Raw genomic sequence first — 26,498 nt, forward strand, 5'->3', positions numbered from 1 at the left:
GCCGCTCAGACCAGGGACGAGGGCACTGCGCGACTCGAGGTGGGGCGGCTGGGGGCTGCGGTACGGGGGGGCGGGCAGGTCGACGTGCCTGGCATGAGTGGGCGTTCAGATGCGGGTCAGGCCCGAGAAACTCACGGCGTAGCCGGTCGCCGCGAGCGGCTGGGGCCCCGGTGCAGACGGGGCGGGCGGGTCGGCGTGCCCGGTGGGAGTGGGCGTTCAGATGCGGGTCAGGGCCCAGAAACCCACGGCGTAGCAGGCCAGCGCGAGAAGCAGCAGCGGGATGACCACCTTGGCCGGAGGGCCGGGGCGGCGTCGTGCCCTGCGTGCCGCTGCTCTGCCCGTGGTGCGCCGCGCACTTTCCTGCGCCGGAGGTGGAACCTGCGGGACCTGAGCGGTGTACGAAGCAGTAGAGGCATCGGCGCGCTCCAGCGCCGGAGGCGTAGGCGGCGGCCCCGGGTAGGGCGGGGCCTGTGGGCGGGGGGAGGGCAGGACATGCGTGGGGTCGTGCGGGGAGACCTGCGGGGAGACCCGCTGGGGGACAGGGGCGGGCTGGTGCTGCGCGCCCTGCTGGGGCTGTGTCGATGCCTGGGCGTCCGGCTGCTGCGTACGAGGGGAGGAGCCGGTGGCCTGAGGGGGCGGCAGAGGGAAGCTCCCGGTGTCCGACATGCCGGGCGGCTGCGCGGTGCCCGCGGGGGCGGGTCGGTACGCGGGCCGTGGCGGTTCGGTGCCCGTACGGGGATCGGGCGGTACGCCGTCGGTGGCGGGGCCCCGACGGGGATCGAGCGGCACGGAGTCGGTGCCGGGCCACATGGAGGCGGGGGCGTGGTCCGGTATGGGCGGCCCGGGCCGGAGGGAGGGCTCGGAGCTCCCCGTTACCGGCCCCGTGTTCTCCCACCCGCGCACCGCACCGGAGGACCCCGTCCGTACCCCCGGCGCCGGATTGAGCGGCCCCTCCGGGCCGAACCCCGGTGGCAGTGGCCCCAGTTGGTCGAATATCTCGATCAACTCGTCGTCGGGACCCGGCTCCGGAAGGAGCTCCGTGGCCGCAGCGAGCGCCTTGCGCGCCCCCGTAGCGGTGCGGAACCGCGCCTGTGGATCCGGCTGCACCAGAGTGGCCACGACCTGCCACAGCGGCTCGGGAATGCCCTTGGGCGCAGCCGGCGTCCCGTGCGCCGCGAAGTACTGCACGAGTGCCTTGGCGTCCGGCTTGGCGCCCTCCAGGAGATACAGCGCGACCAGGCCCACGGCGAACAGATCCGCGGGGAAGTCCGGCTCCGAGCCCATCATCTGCTCCGGCGAGATGTAACCCGGCGTCCCCACCACGAGGTTGGTCTCCGTCAGCCGCGGCTCGCCCAGCCGCATGGCGATGCCGAAGTCGGACAGCCGCAGCCGCGGCCGACCCGTACCGGTGGCCTCCAGCAGCACGTTGGCGGGCTTGACGTCCCGGTGCACGACATCCTCCGCGTGCACCGCCGCCAGCCCCGACAGGAGCTGGTCGAGCAGCGTGCACACGAACGACGGCGGCAGCGGCCCGTAGTCCCCGACGAGATGGACCAGCGAACCGCCTCCGACCAGATCCATGGTGAACAGGACCTTGTCGTCGTCGGCGGCCCAGCTGGCGGGCGCGAGCACGTGGGGGTGGTCGATCCGCAGCGCCTGTTCGCGGACGAAGCGCAGCAGCGAGTGCGCGTCGCTCTGCTGGAGCACCTTGGCGGCGACATAACGACGGCGACGGTGGTCCCAGGCACGCCAGACGGCGCCCACACCTCCGCGCCCGATCGGGTCGACGAGTTCGTACCGGCCGGCGAAGACCTCACCCATGGCTGTGCGTCGCTCCTCCCCCTTCGGTCTCCCCCCTTGCCTCCCCCGCTGCGAGCGATACGACTCCCGTCGGACCGCTCCAGGACGCGTGAGACGAGCGAGACCCCCGCACCGCCCCCGGCGAGTGACACGGCCCGAGCCCGGCCGGCGAGTGACACGCCCCCACGTGTCCCTCCCCGGATGAGCCACGGCCCCGTGCTCCGCCCGTGCGGCGCGACGCCCTCGCGCCCCGCGTCCTCCTCGGCTGTCGGCCCGGCTGCCGAACCCCCTGCGGTGACCGGGCCGCGGGGGTCAGCTCTGGTGGGACTGGTAGTGCGTGACCGCGTCGGAGGTGCGGCCCGCGCCGTAGACCCGGAGGAACTCCGCCAGTTCCGGATGGGTCGGGGCGAGGGTGTCCGCCGCGTCGATGATGTCCCCTGCGGCGGCGACCGAGCGCAGCAGCGACTGGATCTCGCGGACGACCCGCTTGACCGTCGGCGCTCCCGAACTGCTCGTCGTGGTCGTGGTGTTGCTGAGCACCGAGCCCCCCTGCGACTTCTTGATCTCGTCCATCCGCTCGGTCGCCTCGGCCGCGCTGACGCTGCCGTCCGCGACCTGCCCCGCCAGGTCCTGGAGCAGCTGCACCCGCTGGACCACGGCCGGGTTGCCGATCTTCGCCCGCTGACCGCTCATCAGCTGCGACAACATCGGTGCCGACAGTCCCAGTACCCCCGCGAGACGAGCCTGGTTGAGACCAAGATCGTCGATGAGCTTACGGAAGAGCGCCCCCAGCGGCTCCCCGTACCAGTTCCGCTGCAGTTCCCGCGCTCTTGCGGTCGCTTCCTGCTGTGCGGCGTCCATTGCGTCTCCCCATCGCTTCCCCAAATACCGCGGTTCGCTGTAGCGAACCACGTCGAGCATCTTACGGAGAGTGGTCGTCCATCGGGACCCCCAATCTTTTTGCGAGATACCGGGGGCGACCCGGTACTCTGGTCTGCGACGCCCGCCGGTATGAGTCACTTCCGGTCGGACGTCCTCCTTCCGGGGCCTTAGCTCAGTTGGTAGAGCGCTGTCTTTGCATGGCAGATGTCAGGGGTTCGACTCCCCTAGGCTCCACACCTCGGACCGGTCAGACGCCCTTCACGGCCTCTGGCCGGTTCTTGCATGCGCCGGTTTTTCACGCGCCGGACCGGTGGACACGGCGGTGTGGACGAGGAAGGCCCCCGAAGGTGACGTGAGTCACTGGGGAAGGCCACAGGAGCGTTGCAGGTATTTGCGCAAACGCGAGGGGTGCGGCGGCGTGACGACCTGTCGCTGCGGCGGTCGGTGAGGTGCCGGAGTCGGGGATTCCGCTGGTGGAGGCCTTGTGGGGATTGGTGCGAGGCCGTACTGGTAACCAGCGTGATGCTCTCCGTCAATGCGATCTGCGCGGAACTCGCACACCTGAAGAGTTGCAAACGTCATCGTGGGTGCAGAGGGCAAGCATCCGCTGTTCCACGTGAAACATCGTTGTGGGGCAGGAGACTCCCAAGTCTCCTGCCCCACAACGATGTTCGGAGCGTCGGACGATCAACGACGTTCGTCGCGGTTCGCGGACTCCTCCTCGGCCTCCTTGGCCTGCACCTCGGGATCGAGGACGGACTGGCCGCTGCCGTCCACGGAAGTCAGCCGACTCGACTCCGGGACCTCCGTCGCGGCGGGCGGCTCGACCAGCCAGTCAGGGTTGGCCTGCTTGTCCCACCACTTCCACGCGGCGTAGGCACCGCCCGCGAGCACGCCGGCGATCGCCAGAGCCTTGGCGAGACGACCGGCCCTCGCCCGGCGGTTGTGCTTGCGGGTCAGCTTCTCGATCTCCTTGGGCGAGACCTGGCCGCGCAGCGCGAGCAGCGCGGCCGCGCCACGGGACGCGGCCTCGTCCCTGACGGGCCCGGCCGCGGCCACGGCCTGCTCGATCCTCGGACGTGAATAGTCAGCGGCCTGCCGGGCAGCCTTGCGGGTGCGGACGGCGGCCTCATGGGCGGCCTGGTCGACCTTCGGCGGCACATGCGTCAAGGCCTGCTCCACGCGCGGCGCGACATGCGCGTCGTACTGGACGCGGGCCTGATCGGCCGCCTGCGACACCCTCGGCGCGAGCCGTACGCGTGCCTCGTGTGCGTAGTGCGCGGCCCTGTCCTTGGCCGTGTCGGCGTAGGGCGCCACCACTTCCGCGGCGTGCAGCACGCTGTCCTTCGCCGAACCGGTCGCGGCGCGCACGCTGTCGATGCGGGTCACGGGAATCCTCCTCCTCGGTGGCGTACGGTATTTCGACTTTCCACCCTTTTACGGATCATGCCTGTCAACGGGCTACGGGGCATGCGAGGGCGGGCATCCGGGTCACGGAAGCTGACCCCGGACCAATCACGATCAAGCGCTGCTGAAGAACCGATCGCATGCAATAGCGGATGAATACGGGGCAACGGGAGCTTGTCGTCGACAATGCCACGGATCGTCGACGAGCGCCCCTGTGCCGGGACTACTCGACCGGTTTTCTGCAACGGACACCCCCGAACAACGCCCCGAGGAGGGGGAGGACGACGGGCGCCGGATCACACGGACCGTGCGAGGATCGGGGAGTCACAGGAGACAACGGAAGGCAGATCGTGGCTGAGCAGCTCTACGCCACCCTGAAGACCAGCCAAGGCGCCATCGAGGTCCACCTCTTCCCGAACCACGCGCCGGCCACGGTCAAGAACTTCGTCGAACTCGCCAAGGGCGAGCGTGAGTGGACGAACCCCGCCACCGGCGAGAAGTCCACGGCCAAGCTCTACGACGGCACGATCTTCCACCGGGTCATCAGCGGCTTCATGATCCAGGGCGGCGACCCGCTGAGCAACGGCACCGGCGGCCCCGGCTACCAGTTCAAGGACGAGTTCCACCCCGACCTCTCCTTCGACAAGCCCTACCTGCTGGCCATGGCCAACGCCGGGCCGGGCACCAACGGCTCGCAGTTCTTCATCACCGTCGGCACCACGACATGGCTGAACCGCAAGCACACCATCTTCGGCGAGGTCACCGACGCGGCCAGCCAGAAGGTCGTCGACGCCATCGCGGACACGCAGACCAACCCGCGCACCAAGCGCCCGGTCAACGACGTGATCATCGAGTCGGTCGTCGTCGAGACCCGCGAGAGCTGACCACCGAGGTCCACGAGGCCCGCCCCGAACGGTCCGGCCCCGGCAGCACCGGCCCCGCAGGGAACCAAACGCCCCGCTCGTCCGTAAGGATGGACGGGGCGGTTTCACTGCATACGACGACTTAGGGGACCCCATGGACCAGGTGCCAGGCAGCCCGCAGGGCCCGGAGGACCAGGGCCCCCAACACGCCCAGGGCCTCCCCGGCTGCTACCGCCACCCGGACCGCGAGACCGGGATCCGCTGCACCCGCTGCGAACGCCCGATCTGCCCCGAGTGCATGGTCGACGCCTCCGTCGGCTTCCAGTGCCCCGACTGCGTCCGCGGCGGTTCCGGTACCGGCCACCGCCCCGACGCCGCGATGCCCCGCACACTCGCCGGCGGCACGATCGTGGCCGACCCCCGGCTCGTCACCAAGATCCTGGTCGGCATCAACCTCGCCGTGTTCATCGCCGTCCAGGTCTCGAGCTCGCTGCTGAGCGAATTGGTCCTGATCGGCGTCTGGCCGCCGGCCCCGTTCACGCCCACCGAGGGCGTCGCGGACGGGCAGTGGTACCGCCTGGTCACCTCGATGTTCACGCACCAGGAGTACTGGCACATCGCCTTCAACATGCTGAGCCTGTGGTGGCTCGGCGGCCCCCTGGAGGCGGCCCTCGGCCGGGCCCGCTACCTCACGCTCTATCTGGTCTCCGGACTCGTCGGCAGCGTCCTGGCCTATCTGCTCGCATCCCCGACCACGGCCACCCTCGGCGCCTCCGGCGCCATCTTCGGCCTCTTCGGCGCCACCGCCGTCCTCATGCGCCGACGCAACTACGACATGCGCCCGATCATCGCGCTCCTGGTGATCAACCTGATCTTCACCTTCGGCGGGAGCAACATCTCCTGGCAGGCCCACATCGGCGGGCTCGTCGGCGGTGTCGTCATCGGGTACGCCATGGTGGACGCCCCGCGCGAGCGACGGGCCCTGATTCAGTACGGCACCTGCGCCCTGGTCCTCGCCGTGGTCGTCGTACTGACGCTGGTGAGGACCGCGCAGCTCACCTGAGCAGGCGTTGTCCACAGTAAGTGGCGGATCTTGTGCACACTGTGCGGGAACAGCTGTGCCCCCTGTCGCTGACCAGTGTTTCCGCAGGTCAGGCAGGGGGCGAACGGGCTTTCGGATGCCGGTGTGTCAGTCACACCAGCGTCAACACCCGAGGGGTTATCCACAGATCGTCTTTCTTTTCCCCATGTGGATAACCGCTGTGGATAACTCAGCGAACAGCTCGGGGCAGAGCTACTTCCGCCGCGCTACTTCCACTGCGTGGAAACGCCGAACCCGGCCGCGATGAAGCCGAAGCCCACCACGATGTTCCAGTTGTCCAGCTTGTCGATGGGCAGCGAGCCGTCGGTCACATAGAAGACGACGATCCAGGCCAGCCCAATGACGAACAAGGCCAGCATGACGGGCGCGACCCAGGCACGGCTGTTCAGCTTGATGCTGGTCGCCTGCTTCGCCGGCGGCGGCGTGTAATCGGCCTTCTTGCGGATACGTGACTTCGGCACGAGGGTCTCTCCTGTCGATGCGCTGCGTGGCCGCGCAGGTAACTAGGTCGGGCTCGGGGGCAGCGTACAAGGGGACACTTAGTGCTCCCCCGGGCGTCCGTTAGCGTAGTGCTTCCGCGGCGCCGAAGGAGATAAGGGTACGTTGAGCAATTCTGCCGACTCCCCCGGTACGGAATCCAGTCCTGCCCGCAGGCGAGGTTTCCGGCCTGTGCGGCTGCTCACGGTGGCCGTCTTCGCTCTCGCCGGCCTCATCTTCTTCACCAGCTTCAACACGGCCAAGGGCACCAACATCCGCACGGACGCCTCACTGCTCAAGCTCTCCGACCTCATCCTGGAGCGCAGCCACAAGAACGGTCAGCTGGACGAGACCAACGGCGCCCTCCGAGGTGACGTGGAGGCCCTGGCCGAGCGCGACGACGGCAGCACCAAGGCCGAGGACGACAAGCTGGCGGCGCTGGAGAAGAAGGCCGGCACCCAGAAGCTGAAGGGCGAGGCGATCAGCGTCACGCTCAACGACGCCCCGCCGGACGCCACCGCCAAGCTCCCCGGCTATCCCGAGCCGCAGCCCGACTACCTGGTCATCCACCAGCAGGATCTCCAGGCCGTGGTGAACGCGCTGTGGCAGGGCGGCGCCCAGGGCATCAAGGTCATGGACCAGCGGCTGATCTCCACCAGCGCGGTGCGCTGCGTGGGCAACACGCTCATCCTCCAGGGCCGGGTCTACTCACCGCCGTACAAGATCACGGCGATCGGGGATCCGGAGAAGCTGCGGGCGTCGATGGCGGCGAGCAAGGCGATCCAGAACTACATGGTCTACGTCAACGTCTACGGACTCGGCTGGAAAGTCGAGGACGAAGGGGCGGTGACTCTGCCCGGCTACTCGGGCACAGTGGATCTGCACTACGCCAAGCCTGTGGAGTAGGCCTCTTCTGGAGCCGCCGGTGCGTGTCGTCGTCAGGACCGTCAGCGAACTCTGCATCACCGTGGGCGCCCTCATCGTGCTGTTCGTGGTCTATGTGCTGTTCTGGACCGGCGTGAAGGCCGACGACGTCATGGGCGACCAGATCGATCAGTTGCAGGACCAGTGGGCCAAGGGGAGCGTGCAGCCGACGGCGGGTGCCTCGGCCGGTGCGCCGGAGCCGACGGCGTACAAGAGCGGCAAGCCCTTCGCGATCATGTACATCCCGCGGCTTGGTTTCACGTGGAACAAGCCGGTGCTGGAGGGCACCGCCGTCGGCACCCTCAAGAAGGGGCTCGGGCACTACGCGCGGACCGCGCGGCTCGGGGAGAAGGGCAACTTCTCGGTGGCCGGTCACCGGCGGACGTACGGCGATCCCTTCAAGGACTTTCCGAAGCTGCGGCGCGGGGACGCGGTGGTGCTGACGGACGGAACGACCTGGTTCACGTATCGGATCGACAAAGGGCCCTACAAAACCGTGCCCACGGACGTTGAGGTGATCGATCCTGTGCCACGTAAGTCGGGGTATACGCGGTCCGGGCGCTACCTCACCCTGACCACGTGCGATCCGGAATGGGGACACAGTCACCGGCTGATCGTCTGGGCGCATCTGGACTCCACACAGCCTGTGGAGAAAGGGAAGCCGGAAGCACTGCGCCGTTAGTCTGGTGGCTGTACGGCGTGAGTCTGGTGCCGTGGTGCGACGGAAGGGACGGCATGTACGGCTGGATCTGGCGGCATCTGCCGGGGAACGCGTGGGTGAGGGCGCTGCTCTCGCTCGTGCTGGTGCTTGCTGTGGTCTACGTCCTCTTCCAATACGTCTTCCCGTGGGCCGAACCGCTGCTGCCCTTCAACGATGTGACGGTGGACAACCAGTGAGTGCGCGGATTCTCGTCGTCGACAACTACGACAGCTTCGTCTTCAACCTGGTGCAGTACCTGTACCAGCTGGGCGCCGAGTGCGAGGTGCTGCGCAACGACGAGGTGTCGACGGCGCACGCCCAGGACGGCTTCGACGGTGTGCTGCTGTCGCCGGGCCCGGGGACGCCGGAGGAGGCGGGCGTCTGCATCGAGATGGTTCGCCACTGCGCGGCGACCGGGGTGCCGGTCTTCGGGGTGTGCCTGGGGATGCAGTCGATGCAGGTGGCGTACGGCGGTGTCGTGGACCGTGCGCCGGAGCTGCTGCACGGCAAGACGTCGTTGGTCGAGCACGAGGGCAAGGGTGTCTTCGCGGGGCTGCCGACGCCCTTCACGGCGACCCGGTACCACTCGCTCGCGGCCGAGCCGGGGACCGTGCCGGCCGAGCTGGAGGTGACCGCGCGGACGCACGACGGGATCATCATGGGGCTGCGCCACCGTGAACTGCTCGTCGAAGGGGTGCAGTTCCACCCCGAGTCGGTGCTGACGGAGCACGGTCACCGGATGCTGGCCAACTGGCTGGTGGAGTGCGGTGACCAGGGTGCGGTGGCGCGTAGCGCGGGGCTGGCCCCGGTGGTGGGCAGGGCCTCGGCGTGACCGCACTGCGCCCCGAGCGCGAGTCCGGGACCTCGTACGGGGAGCAGTCGTACGGGGATGCCGGTGCGCTCGGGGAGTCCGGTGCGCTCGGGGAGTGGTACGCCAGTCAGTCCGCGGGTGGTCATTCGCGGCGGGATGAGCCTTTTGTGCCGCCGATCGACGAGGAGACGGTGGCGCTGCGGATACCGGAGCCGCCGCCGACCCGAATAGGCGAGCGCGTATCGGCCTCTGACGCCTCGTCCGCCACAGGAGCCACCGGAACCCCTTCGGGGGGTCGTGCGGCCCGTAGAAAGGCCGCCAAGCGGCGTGGTGGGCGTCATGGGGGCGGAGCGCGGCCGGCTGTCGACTCGGAGGAGTCGTCGGAGGACGGGAACTCGTCCGCGCCGCTCTCCCGGGTGGAGGCCCGGCGGCAGGCCCGGGCTCGCAAGCCCAGTGCGGGCGTGCTCGCGAGCCGGGCGATCGGTGAGGTGTTCATCACCACCGGTGTGCTGATGCTGCTCTTCGTGACCTACCAGCTGTGGTGGACGAACGTGCGGGCGCACGCGCAGGCCGGCAAGGAGGCGAGCACCCTCCAGAACGACTGGGCGAGCGGTAAGCGGGCGCCGGGTGAGTTCGCGCCGGGGCAGGGGTTCGCGCTGCTGCACATTCCCAAGCTCGACGTGGTCGTGCCGATAGCGGAGGGCGTCAGCAACAAGAAGGTGCTCGACCGGGGCATGGTCGGGCACTACTCCGAGGGCGCGTTGAAGACGGCGATGCCGAGCGCGAAGACCGGGAACTTCGGGCTCGCGGGGCATCGGAACACGCATGGCGAGCCGTTCCGGTACATCAACAGGCTCAGCAAGGGCGACGAGATCGTCGTGGAGACGCAGGACGACTACTTCGTCTACAAGATGACGTCGTCCCTGCCGGTGACATCGCCGAGTAACACGAGCGTGCTGGACGCGATCCCGAAGCAGGGCGGGTTCACCGCGGCGGGCCGCTACATCACCCTGACGACCTGTACGCCGGAGTTCACCAGCAAGTACCGGTTGATCGTCTGGGGCAAGATGGTCGAGGAACGGCCGCGCAGCAAGGGCAAGCCGGATGCGCTCGTCCAGTAAGGGCAGTTGACTTCGTCCCCCCGTGAAGGGGATTCCTACGGATCACGCCGTAGGGCTTCCTGCTTCTTCGCCGACTGCCCGCCCGGAGTGCTCCGTTGAGGTCTTACACCGGCTCCACAGGCCGACACCGCCAGCCCGGCGGCCAGGAGGCTATTGGCTGCGTTCACGTCCCGGTCGTGGGTCGTACCACAGCTGTCACACGTCCAGCTACGGACGCTGAGCGGCATTTTGTTCTGCAAGCTGCCGCAGGTAGAGCAGAGCTTGGAGGAGGGGAACCAGCGGTCGACTGCGATCACTTCGCGGCCGTACCAGTGGGCCTTGTACTCCAGCAAGCTCCTGAACTCACTCCACGCCGCATCGGAGATAGCGCGTGCGAGCCGACCGTTCTTCAACAGGTTTCGAACGGTCAGGTCCTCGATCACGATCGTTTGGTTTTCACGAACGAGCCGAGTGGTGACCTGATGGAGGTGGTCACGTCTACGATCGGCGATCTGGGCGTAGATCTTTGCGACCTTCCGACGCGCCTTCTCCCGGTTGTTACTGCCCTTGACCTTGCGGGCATGATGGCGCTGAGCCTTGGCCAGGCGGGTGCGGTCGTGCCGCTCGTGCCGGGGATTCGTGATCTTCTCCCCGGTCGACAAGGTCAGCAAGTGATCGAGCCCCGCGTCCACGCCGACCGCCGTGCCGGTGGCCGGGAGCGGCTTGATGGACGGATCTTCGCACACCAGGGACACATACCAGCGTTCGGCGCTGTCCTGGGTGACGGTCACTGTGGACGGCGCCGTGCCTTTCGGCAGGGGGCGGGACCACACGATGTCCAGCGGTTCCGGCATTTTGGCCAGGGTCAGCTTTCCGTCCCGGAACCGGAACGCGCTGGAGGTGTACTCCGCCGACTTGCGGGTCCTCTTCTTCGCCTTGAAACGCGGGTACTTGGCCCGCTTGGCGAAGAAATGGGTGAACGCGGCCTGCAGGTGTCTGAGGCACTGCTGGAGCGGGACGGAGGAGACATCGTTGAGGAACGCGAGTTCCTCGGTCTGCTTCCACGCCGTCAGCATCACCGACGTTGCGTTGTAGTTGATCCGTTCGCGCCGCAGCGCCCACGCTTCAGTGCGTGCAGCGAGCGCGAGGTTGTAGACCTTCCGCACACACCCGAACGTGCGCGACAGCTCGGCTGCCTGCGCGTCGGTCGGATAGAAGCGGTACTTGAACGCCCGCTTCACGTGAGTGGCCATAGCTCACAAACTAACATGTCGGCTTGTGAATCACTGACGGATCATCAATGGTGGACATCGAATCGCCCTGGCGGCGATTTGGCTCTACCTGCCCTGCTCCGTATTAGTACGTTTCCTCCCCGGCTCGAAGCCGGGGTATCCACGGAGGAACCCCGATGAACGTGGCTGCGACTACCGACGGCGCACCAGAGGAAACCGGCGCGCCCCCGGCGCGCCGCGGCGGCATGGGCCGGATCGCCATGGCGGTCAGTGTCTTCGGTGAACTCCTCATCACGGCGGGGCTGATCCTCGGGCTGTTCGTCGTCTACTCGTTGTGGTGGACGAACGTCATCGCCGATCGCGCGGCGGGCAAACAGGCCGACAAGGTCCGCGACAACTGGGCCCAGGACAAGGGTCCGGGTGCGCTGGACACGAAGAACGGCATCGGCTTCCTGCACGTGCCCGCCATGAAGAACGGCGAGGTCCTGGTCGAGAAGGGCACCTCGTCGAAGCAGCTCAACGACGGCGTGGCCGGCTACTACACCGATCCCGTCAAGGCGACGCTGCCGATGTCCGGCAAGGACGGCAACTTCTCGTTGGCGGCCCATCGCGACGGCCACGGCGCCAAGTTCCACAACATCGACAAGATCGACAAGGGCGACGCGATCGTCTTCGAGACGAAGGACAAGTGGTACGTCTACAAGGCGTACGCGATCCTTCCGGAGACCTCGAAGTACAACGTCAAGGTGCTGGGCGCGGTCCCCAAGGAGTCGGGGAAGAAGAAGGCCGGCAAGTACATCACCCTGACCACCTGCACGCCGGTGTACACGTCCCGGTACCGGTATGTGGTGTGGGGGGAGTTGGTGCGGGTGGAGAAGGTGGACAGCGCGCGGACGCTGCCGAAGGAACTGCGCTGACTTAGTCACCGGGACGAAAATGAAGGGCTGTCCCCCCGATGCAAACAGGGGAGACAGCCCTCGAAGACCGGTGAAGTACCTGTCAGCGGTCTTTGGCGTTGCCGTGGTTCAGCCGCAGTGAACGGCGTTCAGCGTGCGCTTCGCCCAGACGTCGTTGTGACGGGTCTGCGCGAAGATGGTGATGCAGCGGTTCGAGGCCGTCACGTCCACGGGACCCGCGTAGTACTGGTAGTAGCCGTAGCCGTAGCCGTAGCCGTAGTCGCCGTCGATCGGGGTGTCGGCGGTGCACACCTGACCGGGGGTGGAGCCGGCCACGCAGCGCCAGATCTGGACGTCGATGGCCTGGGGGTTGCTGGTGCCGTAACCGCCCGCGCTGGTGCGGACGTTGGACGCACAGTTCTCGCCGGTGGAGGAGTCGTAGTAGAGGTAGATGTTGCTGTACGTGGTGCCTCCCGATGTCTTCACCGGGTACGTGTCGATCTGTGAACCAGAGCAGCCGTAGCCGGCCGCGCTGGCAGACGGAGCCATGACGAAACCGGCCAGCAGCGCTATGGGGCGAACCGCCCAGTTCGGGCTGTGTAATTTGTGAACCACATCACTCGGAAGACAGGCTGAGGGGCTGGTCGCGCCGCCCTGAACAGGGTGCGGAGCAACCAGCCCCTCAGACGGGCCGGCCCGGAGTCAGTCCTCTGTGCGGGCTGCCGTTCCGGTCGTGCCGCCGAAGAAGGTGCCGCCGCCGTTGTTGCCGCCGTTGTTGTTGCCGCCGACGCTGACGGTGGTCAGGGTGATCGTGGTGCTTGCGGGGTCGTCGACCTCGTTGTCCGCGTCCGGGTCCTGGTCGATGACGAAGGCGGTGTCGCTCTGGTCGCTGCCGTTGGCGAACTGGATGTTGGTGAAGCCCTGGGCCTGGAGGATCTGCTTGGCCTGCTGGACCGTCCGGTTGACGACGTTCGGGACCTTGGTCTTCTGGGCCTTCTTGCCCAGGTGGATCGTCACCGTCGAGTTCTTGTCGACCGAGGAGCCGGCCGCCGGGTCGACGCTGACGACCTTGTTGACCAGGTTGTCGTCCTCGGTTTCCGCGTCTGTGACGCAGTTGCCCGTGAGGTTGCTCTCCGTCATCCGTGCCTTGGCCTCGTCGCAGGTGAGACCGCTGACGTCCGGGACCGTGGACTTCTGGATCTCGGTGGCGACGGTGAGCGTGATCTCCGTGCCCTTCTCGACTTCCTTGCCGAACACGGGGTTCTGGTCGAGGACGGAGCCCGTTTCCTCGGTGGACTCCTTCTCCTTCTTCTTGACGATGAGCCCGAAGTCGTCGCCCTCCAGCTTCGCCTTGGCGTCGTCGTACTGGTCGCCGATGACGCTGGGAACGGTGACCTTGGGGGCGCCCGTGGAGACCACCAGGTTGATGGTGGACTTCTTGTCGACCTCGGTGCCTTCCTTGGGGTCCTGGCTGCAGATGTTGCCCTTGGGCTGCTTCTCGCAGGTCTTGTTGGTGAATGCCAGCTGCAGGTCGCTGTTGGTCGCCATGGTCTCGGCGCTTTGCTTCGTCTCACCGACGAAAATCGGCACCTTGACCTTGTCGTCCGCGCTGTTGTTCCCGCTGAACGCCCACTTCCCGATCAGGATCGCGCCGATCAGGACCAGTACGGCCGCGACGACCAGGAGGATCGTGGAGGTGTTGTTCTTCTTCTGCTGGCGGCGTCGGTCGGGGCGGTCGTCGTAACCGCCGTAGCCGCCGTCGTCCGGGTTCATGGGCGGCAGCATCGACGTGGCGCCGGCGTCCGTGGAGCGCAGGGCCGTGGTCGGCTGGTCGTCCGGGTAGGCGCCGTAGCCGACCGAACCCATCGCCGCGGTGGCCGCCACCGGCTGGCCGTCCAGGCACGCCTCGATGTCGATGCGCATCTCGTCGGCGGACTGGTAGCGATAGTTGGGGTCCTTGACCAGGGCCTTGAGGACGATCGCGTCCATCTCGGGCGTGATCTCGGGGTCGAAGACCGACGGCGGCTGCGGCTCCTCGCGGACGTGCTGGTAGGCCACGGCCACCGGGGAGTCGCCCACGAAGGGCGGGCGGACCGTCAGGAGCTCGTAGAGGAGGCAGCCCGTCGAGTACAGGTCGGAACGCTGGTCGACCTGCTCGCCCTTGGCCTGCTCCGGGGAGAGGTACTGGGCCGTGCCGATGACCGCGGAGGTCTGGGTCATCGTCATGCCGGAGTCGCCCATGGCGCGGGCGATGCCGAAGTCCATGACCTTGACCTGGCCGTTGCGCGTGAGCATGACGTTGGCCGGCTTGATGTCGCGGTGGACGATGCCGTTGCGGTGGGAGTACTCCAGGGCCTGGAGGATGCCGATGGTCATCTCCAGCGTCCGCTCCGGCAGCAGCTTGCGGCCGGAGTGGAGAAGCTCGCGGAGCGTGGAGCCGTCGACGTACTCCATGACGATGTACGGGATCGAGACCCCGTCGATGTAGTCCTCGCCCGTGTCGTAGACCGCGACGATCGCGGGATGGTTGAGCGAGGCGGCCGACTGGGCCTCCCGGCGGAACCGGGCCTGGAAGGACGGGTCGCGCGCGAGGTCCGCGCGCAGCGTCTTCACCGCCACGGTGCGGCCGAGCCGGGTGTCATGCGCGAGGTAGACCTCCGCCATGCCACCACGGCCGAGCACCTGGCCCAGCTCGTACCGGCCGCCGAGGCGACGCGGCTCTTCCATAGCTACCTACCAGCCCTCTCCGTCGGTCCCGACCGGCACTGGTGTGCGGTCGGAGGCTGCCGTCCGGGCCTACCGTACCCGTCTGGCTTTGTGTGACCTGGCCAAGCCCGTCACCCGATACAGGACCGGTATCGCAACGTGCACCGATGTGAAGGGGACGTGAGCGGGGTCACTTGTTGGAGTTGATGACCGCCTCCATCACGCTCTTGGCGATGGGGGCCGCGAGGCCGCTGCCGGAGATGTTCTCGCGTACCGCGTTCTCGTCCTCGACGACCACGGCGACGGCGACCGGCTTGCTGCCGTCGGCGAGCTTGGCGTACGAGATGAACCAGGCGTACGGGTTCTTGCTGTTGTTCTCGCCGTGCTGGGCGGTGCCGGTCTTGCCGCCGACGGTGACGCCGCCGCCGATCTGGGCGGTCTTGCCGGTGCCGTCCTTGACGACCGTCTCCATCATCGACTGCAGGATCTGCGCGTTCTTCGCCGACAGCGGCTGGCTGTACTGCTCCGGGTCGGTCTTCTCGATGGCGTCGACGTTGCTGGCCTGGAGCTCGTCGACCATGTACGGCTTCATGAGCGTGCCGTCGTTGGCGACCGCGGAGGCGACCATCGCCATCTGGAGCGGGGTGGCGGCGGTGTTGAACTGGCCGATGGAGGACAGGGCGACCTGCGAGGGCTCCATGTTGTCGGAGAAGATGGAGGCGCTGGAGCGGACCGGCGTGAACTGCTCCTCGGTGAAGCCGAACTTCTTGGCCTCTTCCAGCATCTTCTCGTTCTTGAGGTCGGCGCCGATCTTGCCGAAGACGGTGTTGCAGGAATACTGCAGGGCGACCCGCATGGTGGCGTTCTTGCAGGGGATGTTGCCCTCGTTCTTCAGCTCGGTCGTGGTGCCCGTCATGACCCAGGGCAGCGGGGAGTCGGTCTTTTCGTCGGCGTCGTCGTACAGGCCGTTCTCCAGTGCGGCGGCCGCGGTGACGACCTTGAAGGTGGAGCCGGGCGGGTAGACCTCGCGCAGCGCCCGGTTGAGCATGGGGTCGTCGGGGTTGTTCTTCTTGTCGAGCTTCTTCCAGGCCGCCGCGTCGGAGTCGCCGCCGCCGGCGATCGTCCCGGGGTCGTACGAGGGGTAGGACGCCAGGGCCAGGATCTTGCCGGTGGACGGTTCGAGGGCGACGACCGCGCCCTTGCCGCGCTTGGCGAGGCCCTCGTACGCGGCCTTCTGGGCGGCGGCGTTGAGGGTGGTGACGACGTTGCCGCCCTCCTTCGCCTTGCCCGTGATCATGTCGAGGGTGTTGCGGAAGAACAGCCGGTCGTCGTTGCCGGTGAGGATGCCGTCCTCGATGTACTCCAGCTGGTTGGCGCCGTACGCCTGGGAGACGAAGCCCGTGACGGGCGCCCACATGGCGCCGTCCTTGTAGGTGCGCTTGTACTTGAAGTCGCCCGTGGTCGTCTCTTTGAATCCGGTGATGGCCTTGCCGTCGACGATGATGTTGCCGCGCGGGGTGGCGTACCGCTCGATGGCGACGCGGCGGTTGTCGGTGTCGGTCCGCAGCTCGTCGGCCTTGACGTACTGGAGCCAGTTGTCACGGATGAGCAGGGCCATGACGAGGAGGCCGCAGAAGATCGCGATCCGGCGCAGGGGCTTGTTCATGACGGGCGGACCACCTGGGTCATCTCGGCGTCGGGGCTGGGGGCGGGGGCCGGCGCGGGGCGGCGTGCGGTGTCGCTGATGCGCAGCAGGATGCCGATCAGGGCCCAGTTGGCGATGACGGACGAACCGCCGTAGGCCACGAACGGCAGCGTCATACCGGTCAGCGGGATGAGGCCCATGACGCCGCCGGCCACGACGAAGACCTGGAGCGCGAAGGCGCCGGACAGGCCGATGGCCAGCAGCTTGCCGAACGGGTCGCGGGCGGCCAGGGCGGTGCGCACACCGCGTTCCACGATCAGCCCGTAGATCAGCAGGATCGCCATGACGCCGGCGAGGCCGAGCTCTTCGCCGAACGTGGCGAGGATGAAGTCGGAGTTGGCGGCGAAGCCGATGAGGTCGGAGTTGCCCTGGCCGAGACCGGTACCGAGGGTGCCGCCGGAGCCGAAGGCCCAGAGGGCCTGCATGGACTGCTCGGTGTGGCCGCCGACGCCTTGTCGGGAGAGTGTGTACTCCTTCATCGGGTCGAGCCAGGCCTGGACGCGCTGCTGGACGTGCGGTTCGAAGCTGGCCACGCCGACCGCGCCGGCCGCGGACATCAGCAGACCGAAGACGATCCAGCTGGTCCGCTCGGTGGCGACGTACAGCATGATGACGAACATTCCGAAGAACAGCAGAGACGTACCGAGGTCGGTCTCGAAGACCAGGATGAGGATCGAGATCATCCAGACGACGATGATCGGGCCGAGGTCGCGGCCGCGGGGCAGGTACAGGCCCATGAAGCGGCGGCTGGCCAGCGCCAGGGCGTCTCTTTTGACCATGAGATAGCCGGCGAAGAACACCGCCAGGGCGATCTTCGCGAACTCACCGGGCTGGACCGTGCCGAGGCCCGGGATCTTGATCCAGATCTTGGCGCCGTAGATGTTCGCCCCGAGTCCCGGCACGAGCGGCAGGACCAGCAGGAACAGCGCGCCCGCCATGGAGATGTAGGTGTAGCGCTGCAGGACGCGATGGTCCTTCAGGAAGATGAGCACGGCCACCAACAGGGCGACGCCCAGCGCGGAGTAGAGCAGCTGGCGCGGCGCGGCCTCGACGTAGAGGGGGCTCTGCTGGAGCCGCTTGGACTGATCCAGGCGCCAGATGACGACGAGGCCGATGCCGTTGAGCAGGGTGGCCAGCGGGAGCATCAAGGGGTCGGCGTAGGGCGCGAACTTCCGCACGACAAGGTGGCCGATGCCCGCGAGCAGGCCGAGGCCCAGGCCGTAGGCCAGCAGTCCGGCCGGCAGCTCGTCGTTGATGGCCAGTCCGACGTTGGCGTAGGCGAACACCGGGATGACCACGGCGAACACCAGTAGCGCGAGCTCGGTGTTGCGTCGGCTCGGGGTGCCGATGGAGCCGATCGTGGACGTGTGCTGCGTCGAGGTGTTGGTTGTACTGCTCATCGTGTGACGGGGCCTCTCACGGCTTGCCTACTGCGTTCCGCACTGCGAGACGACCTTCTGCTCTTCCTCCGAGAGAGTGGGGCCGGGGCTGGGAGTGGGCGCGGTCGGGGTGGCGGAAGCGTTCGGGGACGGTGAGGTCGAGGTGGACGGGGTCGGTGAGGCCTTGGACGTGAGGGAGGTCTTGGTGGTTCCCGTGGTGCCTCCGGCCTCGCCCTCGCCGGTCTTGGAGTTCTTCTCGCTCTCGGTGGCCTGCTGCTCGGCGCGCTTCTGGCACGCGGAGGCCTGCACCGACAGTTCGTCGATCTTCTTCTGGGCGGTCTTGAGGTCGCCCTCGGCGATGGTGCCCTCGACGAGCTTCTGCTGGTACGGCGGCAGGTACTTGAGTTCGATCTCGGGGTGGTCCTTGGAGACCTTCGACAAGGACACCCAGGCCAGGTCCTGGCTGATGCCCCGGTACAGGGCGACATGCTCGCCGTTGGCGCCCACGTAGTACTGGGTCTGGGTCCAGCGCCAGCCGCCGTAGAGGCCGCCGCCGATGACGCCGAGGGTGAGCGCGATGTAGAGGGATCTCTTCAGCCACTTGCGGCCCTTGCGGGGCTTGACGAAGTCCTCGTCGCTGTAGTCGCCGAAGCCGTCGGTGGGGATGAAGCCGGTCACGTCGCCGGAGCCGGGCGGGCCGAACTCGCCGCCGCCCTGGCCGGGCACCTGGCGGCCGAGCCCGGAGGCACGGCCGGCCGGGGTCTGCATCAGGCCGGGGTCGTGCAGATGGTTCTGGTTCTCGGCGACCGCGCCGACCACGACCGGGGTGTCGGAGAGCTGCCCGGCGAGGGTGTCCCCGGTGTCCAGGTCCAGTACGTCGGCGACGATGACGGTGATGTTGTCGGGGCCGCCACCGCGCAGCGCGAGCTGGATCAGCTCCTGCACGGTCTCCTGCGGGCCCTGGTAGCTGGCGAGGGTGTCCTCGAGGGTCTGGTGGGAGACCACGCCGGACAGGCCGTCGGAGCAGATCAGATAGCGGTCGCCGGCGCGGACCTCACGGATGGAGAGGTCGGGCTCGACGTGCTCGCCGCTGCCCAAGGCCCGCATCAGCAGCGAGCGCTGCGGGTGCGTGGTGGCCTCCTCCTCGGTGATGCGGCCCTCGTCGACCAGGCGCTGGACCCAGGTGTGGTCCTGCGTGATCTGGGTGAGGACGCCGTCCCGGAGCAGGTACGCGCGCGAGTCGCCGACGTGGACGAGGCCGAGGCGCTGGCCGGTCCAGAGCAGGGCGGTGAGCGTGGTGCCCATGCCCTCCAGCTGGGGGTCCTCCTCGACCAGGGAGCGCAGTTGGTCGTTGGCACGCTGGACGGCGGTGCCGAGGGAGGTGAGGACGTCGGAGCCGGGCACGTCGTCGTCGAGGGCGACGATGGTGGAGATGGCCTCGGAGGAGGCGACCTCACCGGCGGCGGCGCCGCCCATGCCGTCGGCGATGGCGAGCAGGCGGGGACCGGCGTATCCGGAGTCCTCGTTGCCCTCCCGGATCATGCCTTTGTGCGATCCGGCGGCGAAGCGCAGTGACAGACTCATGCGCACCTCGCCCGTCGGCTCCGGGTACATCCGCACGGTGCCCACCCTCCGGTCGGGAGCGCGCCGGGGCCCGGGGTGGGGGCCCACGCCGCGTGCTCGCTCCGCTCGCGCCTATTCATGATGTAGCACTACTTCCGCAGCTCGATGACGGTCTTGCCGATGCGGATCGGCGCGCCCAGCGGAATCGGTGTGGGAGTCGTCAGCCGACTCCGGTCCAGGTAGGTGCCGTTGGTGGACCCGAGGTCCTCGACGATCCACTGGCCGTCCCGGTCCGGGTAGATCCTGGCGTGCCTGCTGGAGGCGTAGTCGTCGTCCAGCACGATGGTGCTGTCGTGCGCCCGGCCCAGGGTGATGGTCTGGCCCTGGAGGGCGACGGTGGTGCCGGTGAGGGTGCCCTCGCTGACGACCAGCTTGCTGGGGGCGTTACGGCCTCGGCGGCCGCCGGCGGACTGCTGGCGCTGCTGCGGAGGCGCCTGCTGCTGCCGCTGGGCCTGTTGCGGCCGCGCGGCCTCTCGCCTGGACCCGCGCTGGGTGACGCGCGTACCGAACAGGTCGCTGCGGATGACCTGCACGGCCACGATCACGAACAGCCACAGTACGGCCAGGAAACCCAGCCGCATGACCGTGAGGGTCAGCTCTGACATTGCCCCCGCTTCACCCTTCGGCTTGCCGGTAAATGATGGTGCTGCTGCCCACGACGATCCGCGAGCCGTCGCGGAGCGTAGCGCGGGTGGTGTGCTGTCCGTCCACCACGATGCCGTTGGTGGAACCGAGATCCTGGACGGTCGAGGGCGTTCCGGTCCGGATCTCGCAGTGCCGGCGGGAGACGCCGGGGTCGTCGATCCGCACGTCGGCCTCGGTGCTGCGGCCCAGCACGAGCGTGGCGCGGGAGATCTGATGGCGGGTGCCGTTGATCTCGATCCAGTGGCGGGTGCGTCCGCCGGTCGCCGCCGCGGGAGCGGGTGCGGCCGGGGGCCGCTGACCGCTCGCGGGCTGCGGGTATCCGTAACCGCCGGGGCGGCCGCCGGGCGGCGGCGCGGCGGGCATGGGCGGGGCGCCCGGGGCTCCGGCGGGGGCCGCGGCCGGCGGGTAACCGCCGGGGGCCGCCGGCCGGCCGGCCGGGGCGGCGGGCGCGGAGGCCTGCTGGTTGGTGGAGGAGGCGAGCGTGCGGCTGCGTACCCGGTACAGGCCGGTGTCGAGGTCGTCGGCCTTCTCCAGATGGACCTTGATGGGGCCCATGAAGGTGTAGCGCTGCTGCTTGGCGTAGTCGCGCACCATGCCGGCGAGCTCGTCGCCGAGCTGTCCGGAGTACGGGCTCAGGCGCTCGAAGTCCGGTGTGCTCAACTCCACGATGAAGTCGTTGGGGACGACCGTGCGGTCGCGGTTCCAGATGGTCGCGTTGTTGTCGCACTCGCGCTGGAGCGCTCCCGCGATCTCCACGGGCTGTACCTCGGACTTGAACACCTTGGCGAAGGTGCCGTTGACCAGACCTTCGAGGCGCTGCTCGAACTTCTTCAGGACTCCCATGGGGCACCTCCTCCGTAGCTGCTGCCGTCCTGCACCCCGCAGAGCGGGTACTGCCTTACCTGGTACTGCTTACTGATCGTATCCACGCGCCGGTCAATCGGCTGGTTCCCCCTGTCGGCCCCGTCGATGGGTGTCGACGCCTGACGAAGTTCCCTGTGGAGCTCCTCTTCGAACTCTTCCGGCCGACTCCTCCTGTCAAGGATCGTAGAGGCGGCCGCAGACAAGTGTCCCGCACCTGACTGTGGACCCCGACCGGCTCCTGGGGAGACGGGCGGTACCGGTACGAGGTTGATACGTGAACAGACAGACGTTGATACGTAGCCGGAGGGCGGCCGGCTCGGTGCGGGATGTCTACGGCCCTGGTGGGCGGCTGTTCCTGCGGCTGCCCTCGGATAAGGGATGTGAACCCACCCCTGCCCGCGTGCTAATGTTCTGCATGTCGGAAGGCGCCAGCCCCTAGGGGAAAAGGGCCCGAGGACACACTCAATGCGCGGGTGGCGGAATAGGCAGACGCGCTGGATTCAGGTTCCAGTGCCCGCAAGGGCGTGGGGGTTCAACTCCCCCCTCGCGCACAGCTGAAAGCCCCGCAGGTCTCAGACCTGCGGGGCTTTTGCGTTGCCCCTCGGAGCCGCCCGTTGTGTGCCGCCCGCTGTGCGCTGTCCGCCGTGAGGACAATCACACGGCGCGGGCCACCGGTGGCCTTACGCGGCCAGGCGCTCGGCGAGGCCCTTCGCCTTGGTCTCCGCGTCCTGGTGGGCACGCGCGCGTGAGGCCTCGTACAGGGGGATCAGTTCGGTCATCGCCGGGTTCTGCGGGGCCATGGTCAGCTCCGGGACGATGAAGTCGACGTCCAGGGCGAGGGCGTCGCCGAGGGCCGCCTGCAGGTAGTTCTGCACGTACTCGAAGCCCTCGCGCGGGGTGCCCGGCGCGTAGGAGCCGCCGCGGCTGGCGACGACGGTGACCGGCTTGCCGGTGATCTTCGAGTCCTCGGTCAGGAAGGTGCGGCCCACGAGCATCACGCTGTCCAGCCAGGCCTTGAGCGTCGAGGGGATCGCGAAGTTGTACATGGGGGCGCCGATCAGTACGGCGTCCGCCTGCTCCAGCTCCTCGATCAGCTGCACGCGCGCGTGGAACGCGGCCGCCTGCTCGGGGGTGTGCGTGGCCGGATCGGAGAAGCCGGCGGTGTGGGCGTCGGCGGTGATGTGCGGCACGGGGTCCGTGGCGAGGTCGCGGTAGATCACCGTGCCCTCCGGGTGCTGCTCCTCCCAGGCCTTGCGGAAGGCGTCCGTGACGGAGCGGGAGGCGGAGGCGCCGTGGGGGAACACGGAGGAGTCGATGTGCAGAAGGCTGGCCATGGGGATCTCCTGAGGAGCGGTGCGTTGCTAATAGTTCGTACTCGACTATTGATAACACAGGGACTTACTTTTTTTCATCCCCATACAGGACCGCAGTACCCTGAAGGGCATGACGGTCGAGGAGAGTCACGGCACCGAGGCGTGCAAGCGGGTGGACGGCGGGATCACCCGGGTGTTCCAGCTGCTGGGAAAGCGCTGGACCGGGCCGATCGTGGCCGTGCTGACCCCGGGGCCGGCGTACTTCGTCGACCTGCGCCGGGCGATCCCCGGCATCAGCGAACGGATGCTCTCCGACCGGCTCACCGAGCTCGCCGCCGCGGGACTCGTGCTGCGCGAGGTCGATGAAGGGCCCCCGCTGCGGGTGTCCTACCGGCTGACGGAGGCGGGGGCGGCGCTGGAGCCGGCGTTCGCGGAGCTGAAGGAGTGGGCGACGCGGTATCTGCCGGAGGGCGCCGGGGGCGGGTGCTGAAGCCTGCCGCGGGGCGGGGTTGAGGCTTGTCCCGGGGAAGGGTGCAGGGCTGCGACGGGGAGGAGTTCAGGCCTGCGGCGGCAAGGAGTTCAGGCCTGCGGTGGGGCGGGGGCGAGTCGGTCCGACGAGGGGCGGTTGCTGTGAGAACCGTCGTGAGACGGGTTTTCCACAGCCGTGGACTTGTCCACAGGGCCTGACGCCTTTCGGCCACCGGCTGTACGGTCTGCACGAGTTGATGTTCGGGCGCGTGCGTGTTCGGGGGAGGCGGTCGATATGACCGAGGTCGGTGCGGAAGTCTCCGCGAAGGTCGCTGTGGGCGGGACAGACAGGCTGCCGCGGACGCGGGGCTTCGCCGAGTGGCCGGTGCAGGGGTCGCCCAAGCAGGAGGGCAAGGCGCTGCGGGAGCGGGTCCCGCGCGGTACGCACGCCGCGCTCGACCTGGACGGCTCGCGGCCCGACGCGGTGAGCGCGGTCGAGGAGTCCAGCCGCGGCCGTATCCCCGAACTCACCCCGCTGCGCGTCGGGCGCATGGCGGCCACGCCCTTCGCGTTCCTGCGAGGCTCCGCGGGCCTCATGGCGTACGACCTGGCGCGCACCCCCATGACCCGGATCCGTGCCCAGATCTGCGGCGACGCGCACGCGGCCAACTTCGGCCTGTACGCGGACGCGCGCGGCGACCTGGTCATCGATCTCAACGACTTCGACGAGACCGTGCAGGGCCCCTGGGAGTGGGACCTCAAGCGGCTCGCTGCCTCGCTGGTGCTCGCCGGCCGGGAGGCGGGCGCGGACGAGGACACCTGCCGCGGCGCGGCGCACGGCGCGGTGGGCGCCTACCGCCGCACCATGCGGCTGCTGGCCAGGCTGCCGGTGCTGGACGCGTGGAACGCGATCGCGGACGAGGAACTGGTCTCCCACACCGACGCCCACGATCTCGTCGGCACCCTGCGGCGGGTCTCGGAGAAGGCGCGGGCCAACACCAGCGGCCGGTTCGCGGCGAAGTCGACGGAACTCACCGAGGACGGCGGGCGCCGTTTCGTCGACGCCCCGCCGGTGCTGCGACGCGTGCCCGACGCGGAGGCCGCGGCGGTGGCCGGGGCCCTGGAGGAGTACCTGGAGTCCCTCTCCGAGGACCGTCTCCCGCTGCTGTCCCGGCACGCGGTGCACGACGTGGCGTTCCGGGTCGTCGGCACGGGCAGCGTCGGTACGCGGTCCTACGTCGTGCTGCTCCTGGACCACCGCGGTGAGCCGCTGGTCCTCCAGGTCAAGGAGGCCCGCCCATCGGTGCTGCTGCCGCACCTGGTGACCGCCGGGTTCGAGGCGCCGGCCGTCGAGCACGAGGGTCGCCGGGTCGTGCTCGGGCAGAAGCGGATGCAGGTCGTCAGCGACATCCTGCTGGGCTGGACGTCGGTCGAGGGCCGGCCCTTCCAGGTACGGCAGTTCCGCAACCGCAAGGGCAGTGTCGACCCCGCCGCCCTCGCCGCCGACCAGATAGACGACTACGGCCGGATGACGGGGGCGCTGCTGGCCCGCGCCCACTCGCACAGCGCCGACCCGCGTCTGGTCGCCGGGTACTGCGGCAAGAGCGAGGAACTGGACGAGGCGATGGCCACGTTCGCCGTCTCCTACGCCGACCGCACGGAGGCGGACCACGCGGAGCTGGTGGCGGCGGTGCGGTCGGGGAAGGTCGCCGGGGAGATGGGCGTGTGAGGGGTCTGTCGCCGGTGGCGGAGGCGTGTTCTTCGGGCTGCGTCCGGTGAAGTACGTCGATCTCGGCGAGCAGGACGGCGACGCCGGGATCATCGACCCTCGGCCCTACCTCGCGAAGCTGCCCGAGCTGGCAGAGCTGCTCCCGCCCGGCGCTCGTGCCTTCGCCACCGATCCGGGGCACTACGACTTCCACGGCAGGCGGTGCGTGAAGGACCTCAAGCCGCGGCGGATACGCAGGATCGGGGACGAGGAGCTCGAGATCCGCTTCGGGCACAACTGCTGGAAGCACGACGAGGACCTGGTCGTCCGGTACGAGGGTGTCTCGCGGTTCCAGGTGGACGTCCTGGACGTGTGCGACGTGGCCGCGCTCGGGGACGTGGTCCTCGACGAGGTGCTCCCGCACGAGGCCGGCTGTACCCATGAGGTCGTCTGCCGGCCGGGGACGCTGGTTGTCGCGTGCCGGGATCTCGTCGCGCGGTGGGTGTCGGCGGGTTGCCCGGATGACTGTGCGGGGTGACCTACGCCGTGTTCGAGGGGGCGGGGCGGCCGTGGCCTAGGCTGGTCGGGTGACGACCCCGGAAGCTGAGCAGGGGGGTGTCGCCGGTGAGACGCCGGCGGTGCCCGAGGACGGTGCGCCCCGGCCCGAGGAGCGGCTGGAGCAAGCCGTGCGCGCCGCCGAGCAGGCGCTGATCGAGTACGAGATCGCGGTGGAGACCTTCCGGATCGAGGTCGAGAACTTCTCCCGGCTGCACCACCAGAAGCTCGGCCCGATGTACACCCGGCTCGACGAACTGGACGCCCAGATCGCCGAGGTCAGGGCCGTGCGCACCGGCGATCCCGAGGACCGGCGGAAGGCCGACGAGGCCCGTGCGCGGGTGATGCCGATGCCGGACGTGGAGGAGCTGTTCCACGGCTGGATGGACGGTGACGGGCTGTTCCCGGAGGCCGCGGCGATGCTCACGGACCAGCCGGTGCGGCCCCCGCAGCGGGTGCGGCCCAGCGACGAGGCCCGCAAGCTCTACCGCGAGCTGGCCCGCAAGGCCCACCCCGACCTGGCGCAGGACGAGACCGAGCGGGCCCGGCGCGAGGAGTTCATCACCCGGGTCAACGCCGCCTACGGCCGGGGCGACGAGCCGCTGCTGCGGGAGCTGGCCGAGGAGTGGGCCGCCGGGCCGAAGCCGCCGGAGCAGGGGCCGACGCCGAGCGAGGAGCTCTACGCCCGCCTCGAGTGGCTCGCCCGGCGCAAGGAGCTGCTGAGCGTGGTCGCGCGGGAGCTGGAGGAGAGCGCGATCGGGTCGATGCTCCGGCTGGCCCCGGACGACCCCGACCGGCTCCTGGAGGAGATCGCCGAGCAACTGCTGACGCAGGTCACGGAGCGGGAGCGGGAGCTGGCGGAGCTGCTCGAGCAGTAGGGCGGGGACGGTTCGCCGTGCGGGTGCCGCCCTGGTCGTCCCGTGGCGCCCGGGCCCGTGTACCGCTCAGGTAGCCTCGGGCCATGAGTTTCGGAGCTGCCTTGCCCTCGGTCGACGTCGCCGGTGTCCCGGCCGACGGCCTCGTTGTGGACGTTCGAGAGCCCGACGAGTGGGCCGCGGGGCATGTCGAGGGGGCGCTGCACGTGCCCATGAGTGACTTCGTGTCCCGGTTCGGTGAGGTGACCGAGGCGGTGGCGGACGGGCGCCGGGCCTATGTGATGTGCCGCGTCGGCGGTCGCTCCGCCCAGGTCACCCAGTACCTGGTCCAGCAGGGCATCGACGCGGTCAACATCGACGGCGGCATGCTGGCCTGGGACGGCGCCGGCCGTCCGATGGTGACGGACAACGGTTCGCCGGCGTTCGTCCTCTAGGGCCGGCAGCCCTCTAGGGCACGTACCGG

26 protein-coding genes and 2 tRNA genes are annotated in these 26,498 nt (G+C 68.7%); 15 read left to right on the top strand and 13 right to left on the bottom strand.

Annotated features, from left to right (window positions below; all coding sequences use genetic code 11):
* Positions 1–216: 216 nt before the first annotated feature.
* Both ABKA17_RS15005 and ABKA17_RS15010 read right to left on the bottom strand, forming a co-directional pair.
* A complete protein-coding gene (locus tag ABKA17_RS15005; RefSeq protein WP_353692526.1) occupies positions 217–1,821 on the bottom strand; it encodes a serine/threonine protein kinase in 1,605 nt (534 codons plus the stop codon).
* A gap of 291 nt (positions 1,822–2,112) precedes the next feature.
* Positions 2,113–2,661, bottom strand: a complete 549-nt coding sequence (locus tag ABKA17_RS15010; protein WP_093825278.1) for a helix-turn-helix domain-containing protein — start codon at positions 2,659–2,661, stop codon at positions 2,113–2,115.
* Positions 2,662–2,843: 182 nt separating this feature from the next.
* Between ABKA17_RS15010 and ABKA17_RS15015 the strand changes: the two genes are divergently transcribed.
* Positions 2,844–2,916 (top strand) — tRNA-Ala (locus ABKA17_RS15015).
* Between the two features lie 453 nt (positions 2,917–3,369).
* On the opposite strand, the gene ABKA17_RS15020 is transcribed toward ABKA17_RS15015, so the two are convergent.
* Complete coding sequence (locus ABKA17_RS15020; RefSeq protein WP_353692527.1) at positions 3,370–4,071, bottom strand: DUF5324 family protein; 702 nt, start codon at positions 4,069–4,071, stop codon at positions 3,370–3,372.
* Between the two features lie 368 nt (positions 4,072–4,439).
* Between ABKA17_RS15020 and ABKA17_RS15025 the strand changes: the two genes are divergently transcribed.
* Together ABKA17_RS15025 and ABKA17_RS15030 are read left to right on the top strand one after the other, a co-directional pair.
* Entirely contained in the window at positions 4,440–4,973 is a 534-nt protein-coding gene (locus ABKA17_RS15025; protein WP_353692528.1) for a peptidylprolyl isomerase, read from the top strand.
* A 133-nt stretch (positions 4,974–5,106) separates the two neighbouring features.
* Positions 5,107–6,015: a rhomboid family intramembrane serine protease gene (locus ABKA17_RS15030; RefSeq protein ID WP_353692529.1), complete on the top strand. Its 909-nt coding sequence runs from the start codon at positions 5,107–5,109 to the stop codon at positions 6,013–6,015.
* Between the two features lie 245 nt (positions 6,016–6,260).
* On the opposite strand, the gene crgA is transcribed toward ABKA17_RS15030, so the two are convergent.
* On the bottom strand, positions 6,261–6,515 hold the full coding sequence (gene crgA / locus ABKA17_RS15035; protein WP_171146594.1) for a cell division protein CrgA: 255 nt from the start codon (positions 6,513–6,515) through the stop codon (positions 6,261–6,263).
* A 142-nt stretch (positions 6,516–6,657) separates the two neighbouring features.
* Between crgA and ABKA17_RS15040 the strand changes: the two genes are divergently transcribed.
* Genes ABKA17_RS15040 through ABKA17_RS15060 form a run of 5 tightly spaced genes read left to right on the top strand, consistent with a single transcriptional unit; the run spans position 6,658 to position 10,087 of the window.
* The gene (locus tag ABKA17_RS15040; protein WP_353692530.1) at positions 6,658–7,437 is read left to right on the top strand and encodes a DUF881 domain-containing protein; all 780 of its coding nucleotides are present in this window, start codon (positions 6,658–6,660) and stop codon (positions 7,435–7,437) included.
* 19 nt (positions 7,438–7,456) lie between these two features.
* Positions 7,457–8,137, top strand: coding sequence for a class E sortase (locus ABKA17_RS15045; RefSeq protein WP_353692531.1), 681 nt, complete (start codon positions 7,457–7,459; stop codon positions 8,135–8,137).
* A 17-nt stretch (positions 8,138–8,154) separates the two neighbouring features.
* Complete coding sequence (locus ABKA17_RS15050; RefSeq protein WP_353692532.1) at positions 8,155–8,352, top strand: hypothetical protein; 198 nt, start codon at positions 8,155–8,157, stop codon at positions 8,350–8,352.
* Positions 8,349–8,987 carry an aminodeoxychorismate/anthranilate synthase component II gene (locus ABKA17_RS15055; protein WP_353692533.1) on the top strand — a complete coding sequence of 213 codons (639 nt, stop codon included), beginning with the start codon at positions 8,349–8,351 and terminating at the stop codon, positions 8,985–8,987. Before ABKA17_RS15050 ends, ABKA17_RS15055 begins: the two co-directional genes overlap by 4 nt.
* Entirely contained in the window at positions 8,984–10,087 is a 1,104-nt protein-coding gene (locus ABKA17_RS15060) for a class E sortase (protein WP_353692534.1), read from the top strand. Before ABKA17_RS15055 ends, ABKA17_RS15060 begins: the two co-directional genes overlap by 4 nt.
* 35 nt (positions 10,088–10,122) lie before the next feature.
* Here ABKA17_RS15060 and ABKA17_RS15065 read toward each other — a convergent pair whose 3' ends face one another.
* Positions 10,123–11,319: an RNA-guided endonuclease InsQ/TnpB family protein gene (locus ABKA17_RS15065; protein WP_353692535.1), complete on the bottom strand. Its 1,197-nt coding sequence runs from the start codon at positions 11,317–11,319 to the stop codon at positions 10,123–10,125.
* Positions 11,320–11,474: 155 nt separating this feature from the next.
* Here ABKA17_RS15065 and ABKA17_RS15070 point away from each other — a divergent pair, with 155 nt between their 5' ends.
* Positions 11,475–12,215, top strand: coding sequence for a class E sortase (locus ABKA17_RS15070; protein WP_353692536.1), 741 nt, complete (start codon positions 11,475–11,477; stop codon positions 12,213–12,215).
* 108 nt (positions 12,216–12,323) lie between these two features.
* Here the strand turns inward: ABKA17_RS15070 and ABKA17_RS15075 are convergent, their stop codons facing one another.
* The 7 genes from ABKA17_RS15075 to ABKA17_RS15105 form a co-directional block, all read right to left on the bottom strand.
* The gene (locus ABKA17_RS15075; protein ID WP_353692537.1) at positions 12,324–12,743 is read right to left on the bottom strand and encodes a hypothetical protein; all 420 of its coding nucleotides are present in this window, start codon (positions 12,741–12,743) and stop codon (positions 12,324–12,326) included.
* Between the two features lie 153 nt (positions 12,744–12,896).
* Positions 12,897–14,921, bottom strand: a complete 2,025-nt coding sequence (gene pknB, locus ABKA17_RS15080) for a Stk1 family PASTA domain-containing Ser/Thr kinase (protein WP_353692538.1) — start codon at positions 14,919–14,921, stop codon at positions 12,897–12,899.
* A 169-nt stretch (positions 14,922–15,090) separates the two neighbouring features.
* Positions 15,091–16,566, bottom strand: coding sequence for a penicillin-binding transpeptidase domain-containing protein (locus ABKA17_RS15085; RefSeq protein WP_353692539.1), 1,476 nt, complete (start codon positions 16,564–16,566; stop codon positions 15,091–15,093).
* Entirely contained in the window at positions 16,563–18,005 is a 1,443-nt protein-coding gene (locus ABKA17_RS15090; RefSeq protein WP_353692540.1) for an FtsW/RodA/SpoVE family cell cycle protein, read from the bottom strand. The genes ABKA17_RS15085 and ABKA17_RS15090 overlap by 4 nt, the downstream gene beginning before the upstream one ends.
* A gap of 27 nt (positions 18,006–18,032) precedes the next feature.
* A complete protein-coding gene (locus tag ABKA17_RS15095) occupies positions 18,033–19,598 on the bottom strand; it encodes a Stp1/IreP family PP2C-type Ser/Thr phosphatase (RefSeq protein WP_353692997.1) in 1,566 nt (521 codons plus the stop codon).
* Between the two features lie 98 nt (positions 19,599–19,696).
* Complete coding sequence (locus ABKA17_RS15100; RefSeq protein WP_353692541.1) at positions 19,697–20,212, bottom strand: FHA domain-containing protein FhaB/FipA; 516 nt, start codon at positions 20,210–20,212, stop codon at positions 19,697–19,699.
* Positions 20,213–20,222: 10 nt separating this feature from the next.
* Positions 20,223–21,095, bottom strand: coding sequence for an FHA domain-containing protein (locus tag ABKA17_RS15105; RefSeq protein WP_353692542.1), 873 nt, complete (start codon positions 21,093–21,095; stop codon positions 20,223–20,225).
* Positions 21,096–21,583: 488 nt separating this feature from the next.
* Here ABKA17_RS15105 and ABKA17_RS15110 point away from each other — a divergent pair.
* Positions 21,584–21,667, top strand: a tRNA-Leu gene (locus ABKA17_RS15110).
* Between the two features lie 129 nt (positions 21,668–21,796).
* On the opposite strand, the gene ABKA17_RS15115 is transcribed toward ABKA17_RS15110, so the two are convergent.
* Entirely contained in the window at positions 21,797–22,450 is a 654-nt protein-coding gene (locus tag ABKA17_RS15115) for an FMN-dependent NADH-azoreductase (RefSeq protein ID WP_353692543.1), read from the bottom strand.
* Between the two features lie 109 nt (positions 22,451–22,559).
* Between ABKA17_RS15115 and ABKA17_RS15120 the strand changes: the two genes are divergently transcribed.
* The 5 genes from ABKA17_RS15120 (at position 22,560) to ABKA17_RS15140 (ending at position 26,469) form a co-directional block, all read left to right on the top strand.
* The gene (locus tag ABKA17_RS15120; RefSeq protein ID WP_353692544.1) at positions 22,560–22,919 is read left to right on the top strand and encodes a winged helix-turn-helix transcriptional regulator; all 360 of its coding nucleotides are present in this window, start codon (positions 22,560–22,562) and stop codon (positions 22,917–22,919) included.
* 273 nt (positions 22,920–23,192) lie between these two features.
* Entirely contained in the window at positions 23,193–24,626 is a 1,434-nt protein-coding gene (locus tag ABKA17_RS15125; protein WP_353692545.1) for a DUF2252 domain-containing protein, read from the top strand.
* 25 nt (positions 24,627–24,651) lie between these two features.
* Complete coding sequence (locus ABKA17_RS15130; protein WP_353692546.1) at positions 24,652–25,143, top strand: hypothetical protein; 492 nt, start codon at positions 24,652–24,654, stop codon at positions 25,141–25,143.
* A gap of 49 nt (positions 25,144–25,192) precedes the next feature.
* Positions 25,193–26,038 carry a J domain-containing protein gene (locus tag ABKA17_RS15135; RefSeq protein ID WP_502994235.1) on the top strand — a complete coding sequence of 282 codons (846 nt, stop codon included), beginning with the start codon at positions 25,193–25,195 and terminating at the stop codon, positions 26,036–26,038.
* 83 nt (positions 26,039–26,121) lie between these two features.
* Positions 26,122–26,469 (top strand): rhodanese-like domain-containing protein, encoded by a 348-nt coding sequence (locus tag ABKA17_RS15140; protein WP_353692547.1) that lies wholly within the window; start codon positions 26,122–26,124, stop codon positions 26,467–26,469.
* Positions 26,470–26,498 lie beyond the last annotated feature (29 nt).

Source organism: Streptomyces sp. RG80 (assembly GCF_040446465.1).
Lineage (GTDB): Bacteria > Actinomycetota > Actinomycetes > Streptomycetales > Streptomycetaceae > Streptomyces.

What these genes read in the sequence shown, in the direction of transcription:
- ABKA17_RS15005 (WP_353692526.1), bottom strand. Translation starts at nt 1,821, where the DNA reads ATGGGTGAGGTCTTCGCCGGCCGGTACGAACTCGTCGACCCGATCGGG.
- ABKA17_RS15010 (WP_093825278.1), bottom strand. Translation starts at nt 2,661, where the DNA reads ATGGACGCCGCACAGCAGGAAGCGACCGCAAGAGCGCGGGAACTGCAG.
- ABKA17_RS15030 (WP_353692529.1), top strand. Translation starts at nt 5,107, where the DNA reads ATGGACCAGGTGCCAGGCAGCCCGCAGGGCCCGGAGGACCAGGGCCCC.
- ABKA17_RS15065 (WP_353692535.1), bottom strand. Translation starts at nt 11,319, where the DNA reads ATGGCCACTCACGTGAAGCGGGCGTTCAAGTACCGCTTCTATCCGACC.
- ABKA17_RS15070 (WP_353692536.1), top strand. Translation starts at nt 11,475, where the DNA reads ATGAACGTGGCTGCGACTACCGACGGCGCACCAGAGGAAACCGGCGCG.
- ABKA17_RS15075 (WP_353692537.1), bottom strand. Translation starts at nt 12,743, where the DNA reads ATGGCTCCGTCTGCCAGCGCGGCCGGCTACGGCTGCTCTGGTTCACAG.
- pknB (WP_353692538.1), bottom strand. Translation starts at nt 14,921, where the DNA reads ATGGAAGAGCCGCGTCGCCTCGGCGGCCGGTACGAGCTGGGCCAGGTG.
- ABKA17_RS15085 (WP_353692539.1), bottom strand. Translation starts at nt 16,566, where the DNA reads ATGAACAAGCCCCTGCGCCGGATCGCGATCTTCTGCGGCCTCCTCGTC.
- ABKA17_RS15090 (WP_353692540.1), bottom strand. Translation starts at nt 18,005, where the DNA reads ATGAGCAGTACAACCAACACCTCGACGCAGCACACGTCCACGATCGGC.
- ABKA17_RS15095 (WP_353692997.1), bottom strand. Translation starts at nt 19,598, where the DNA reads ATGTACCCGGAGCCGACGGGCGAGGTGCGCATGAGTCTGTCACTGCGC.
- ABKA17_RS15100 (WP_353692541.1), bottom strand. Translation starts at nt 20,212, where the DNA reads ATGTCAGAGCTGACCCTCACGGTCATGCGGCTGGGTTTCCTGGCCGTA.
- ABKA17_RS15105 (WP_353692542.1), bottom strand. Translation starts at nt 21,095, where the DNA reads ATGGGAGTCCTGAAGAAGTTCGAGCAGCGCCTCGAAGGTCTGGTCAAC.
- ABKA17_RS15115 (WP_353692543.1), bottom strand. Translation starts at nt 22,450, where the DNA reads ATGGCCAGCCTTCTGCACATCGACTCCTCCGTGTTCCCCCACGGCGCC.
- ABKA17_RS15120 (WP_353692544.1), top strand. Translation starts at nt 22,560, where the DNA reads ATGACGGTCGAGGAGAGTCACGGCACCGAGGCGTGCAAGCGGGTGGAC.
- ABKA17_RS15125 (WP_353692545.1), top strand. Translation starts at nt 23,193, where the DNA reads ATGACCGAGGTCGGTGCGGAAGTCTCCGCGAAGGTCGCTGTGGGCGGG.
- ABKA17_RS15140 (WP_353692547.1), top strand. Translation starts at nt 26,122, where the DNA reads ATGAGTTTCGGAGCTGCCTTGCCCTCGGTCGACGTCGCCGGTGTCCCG.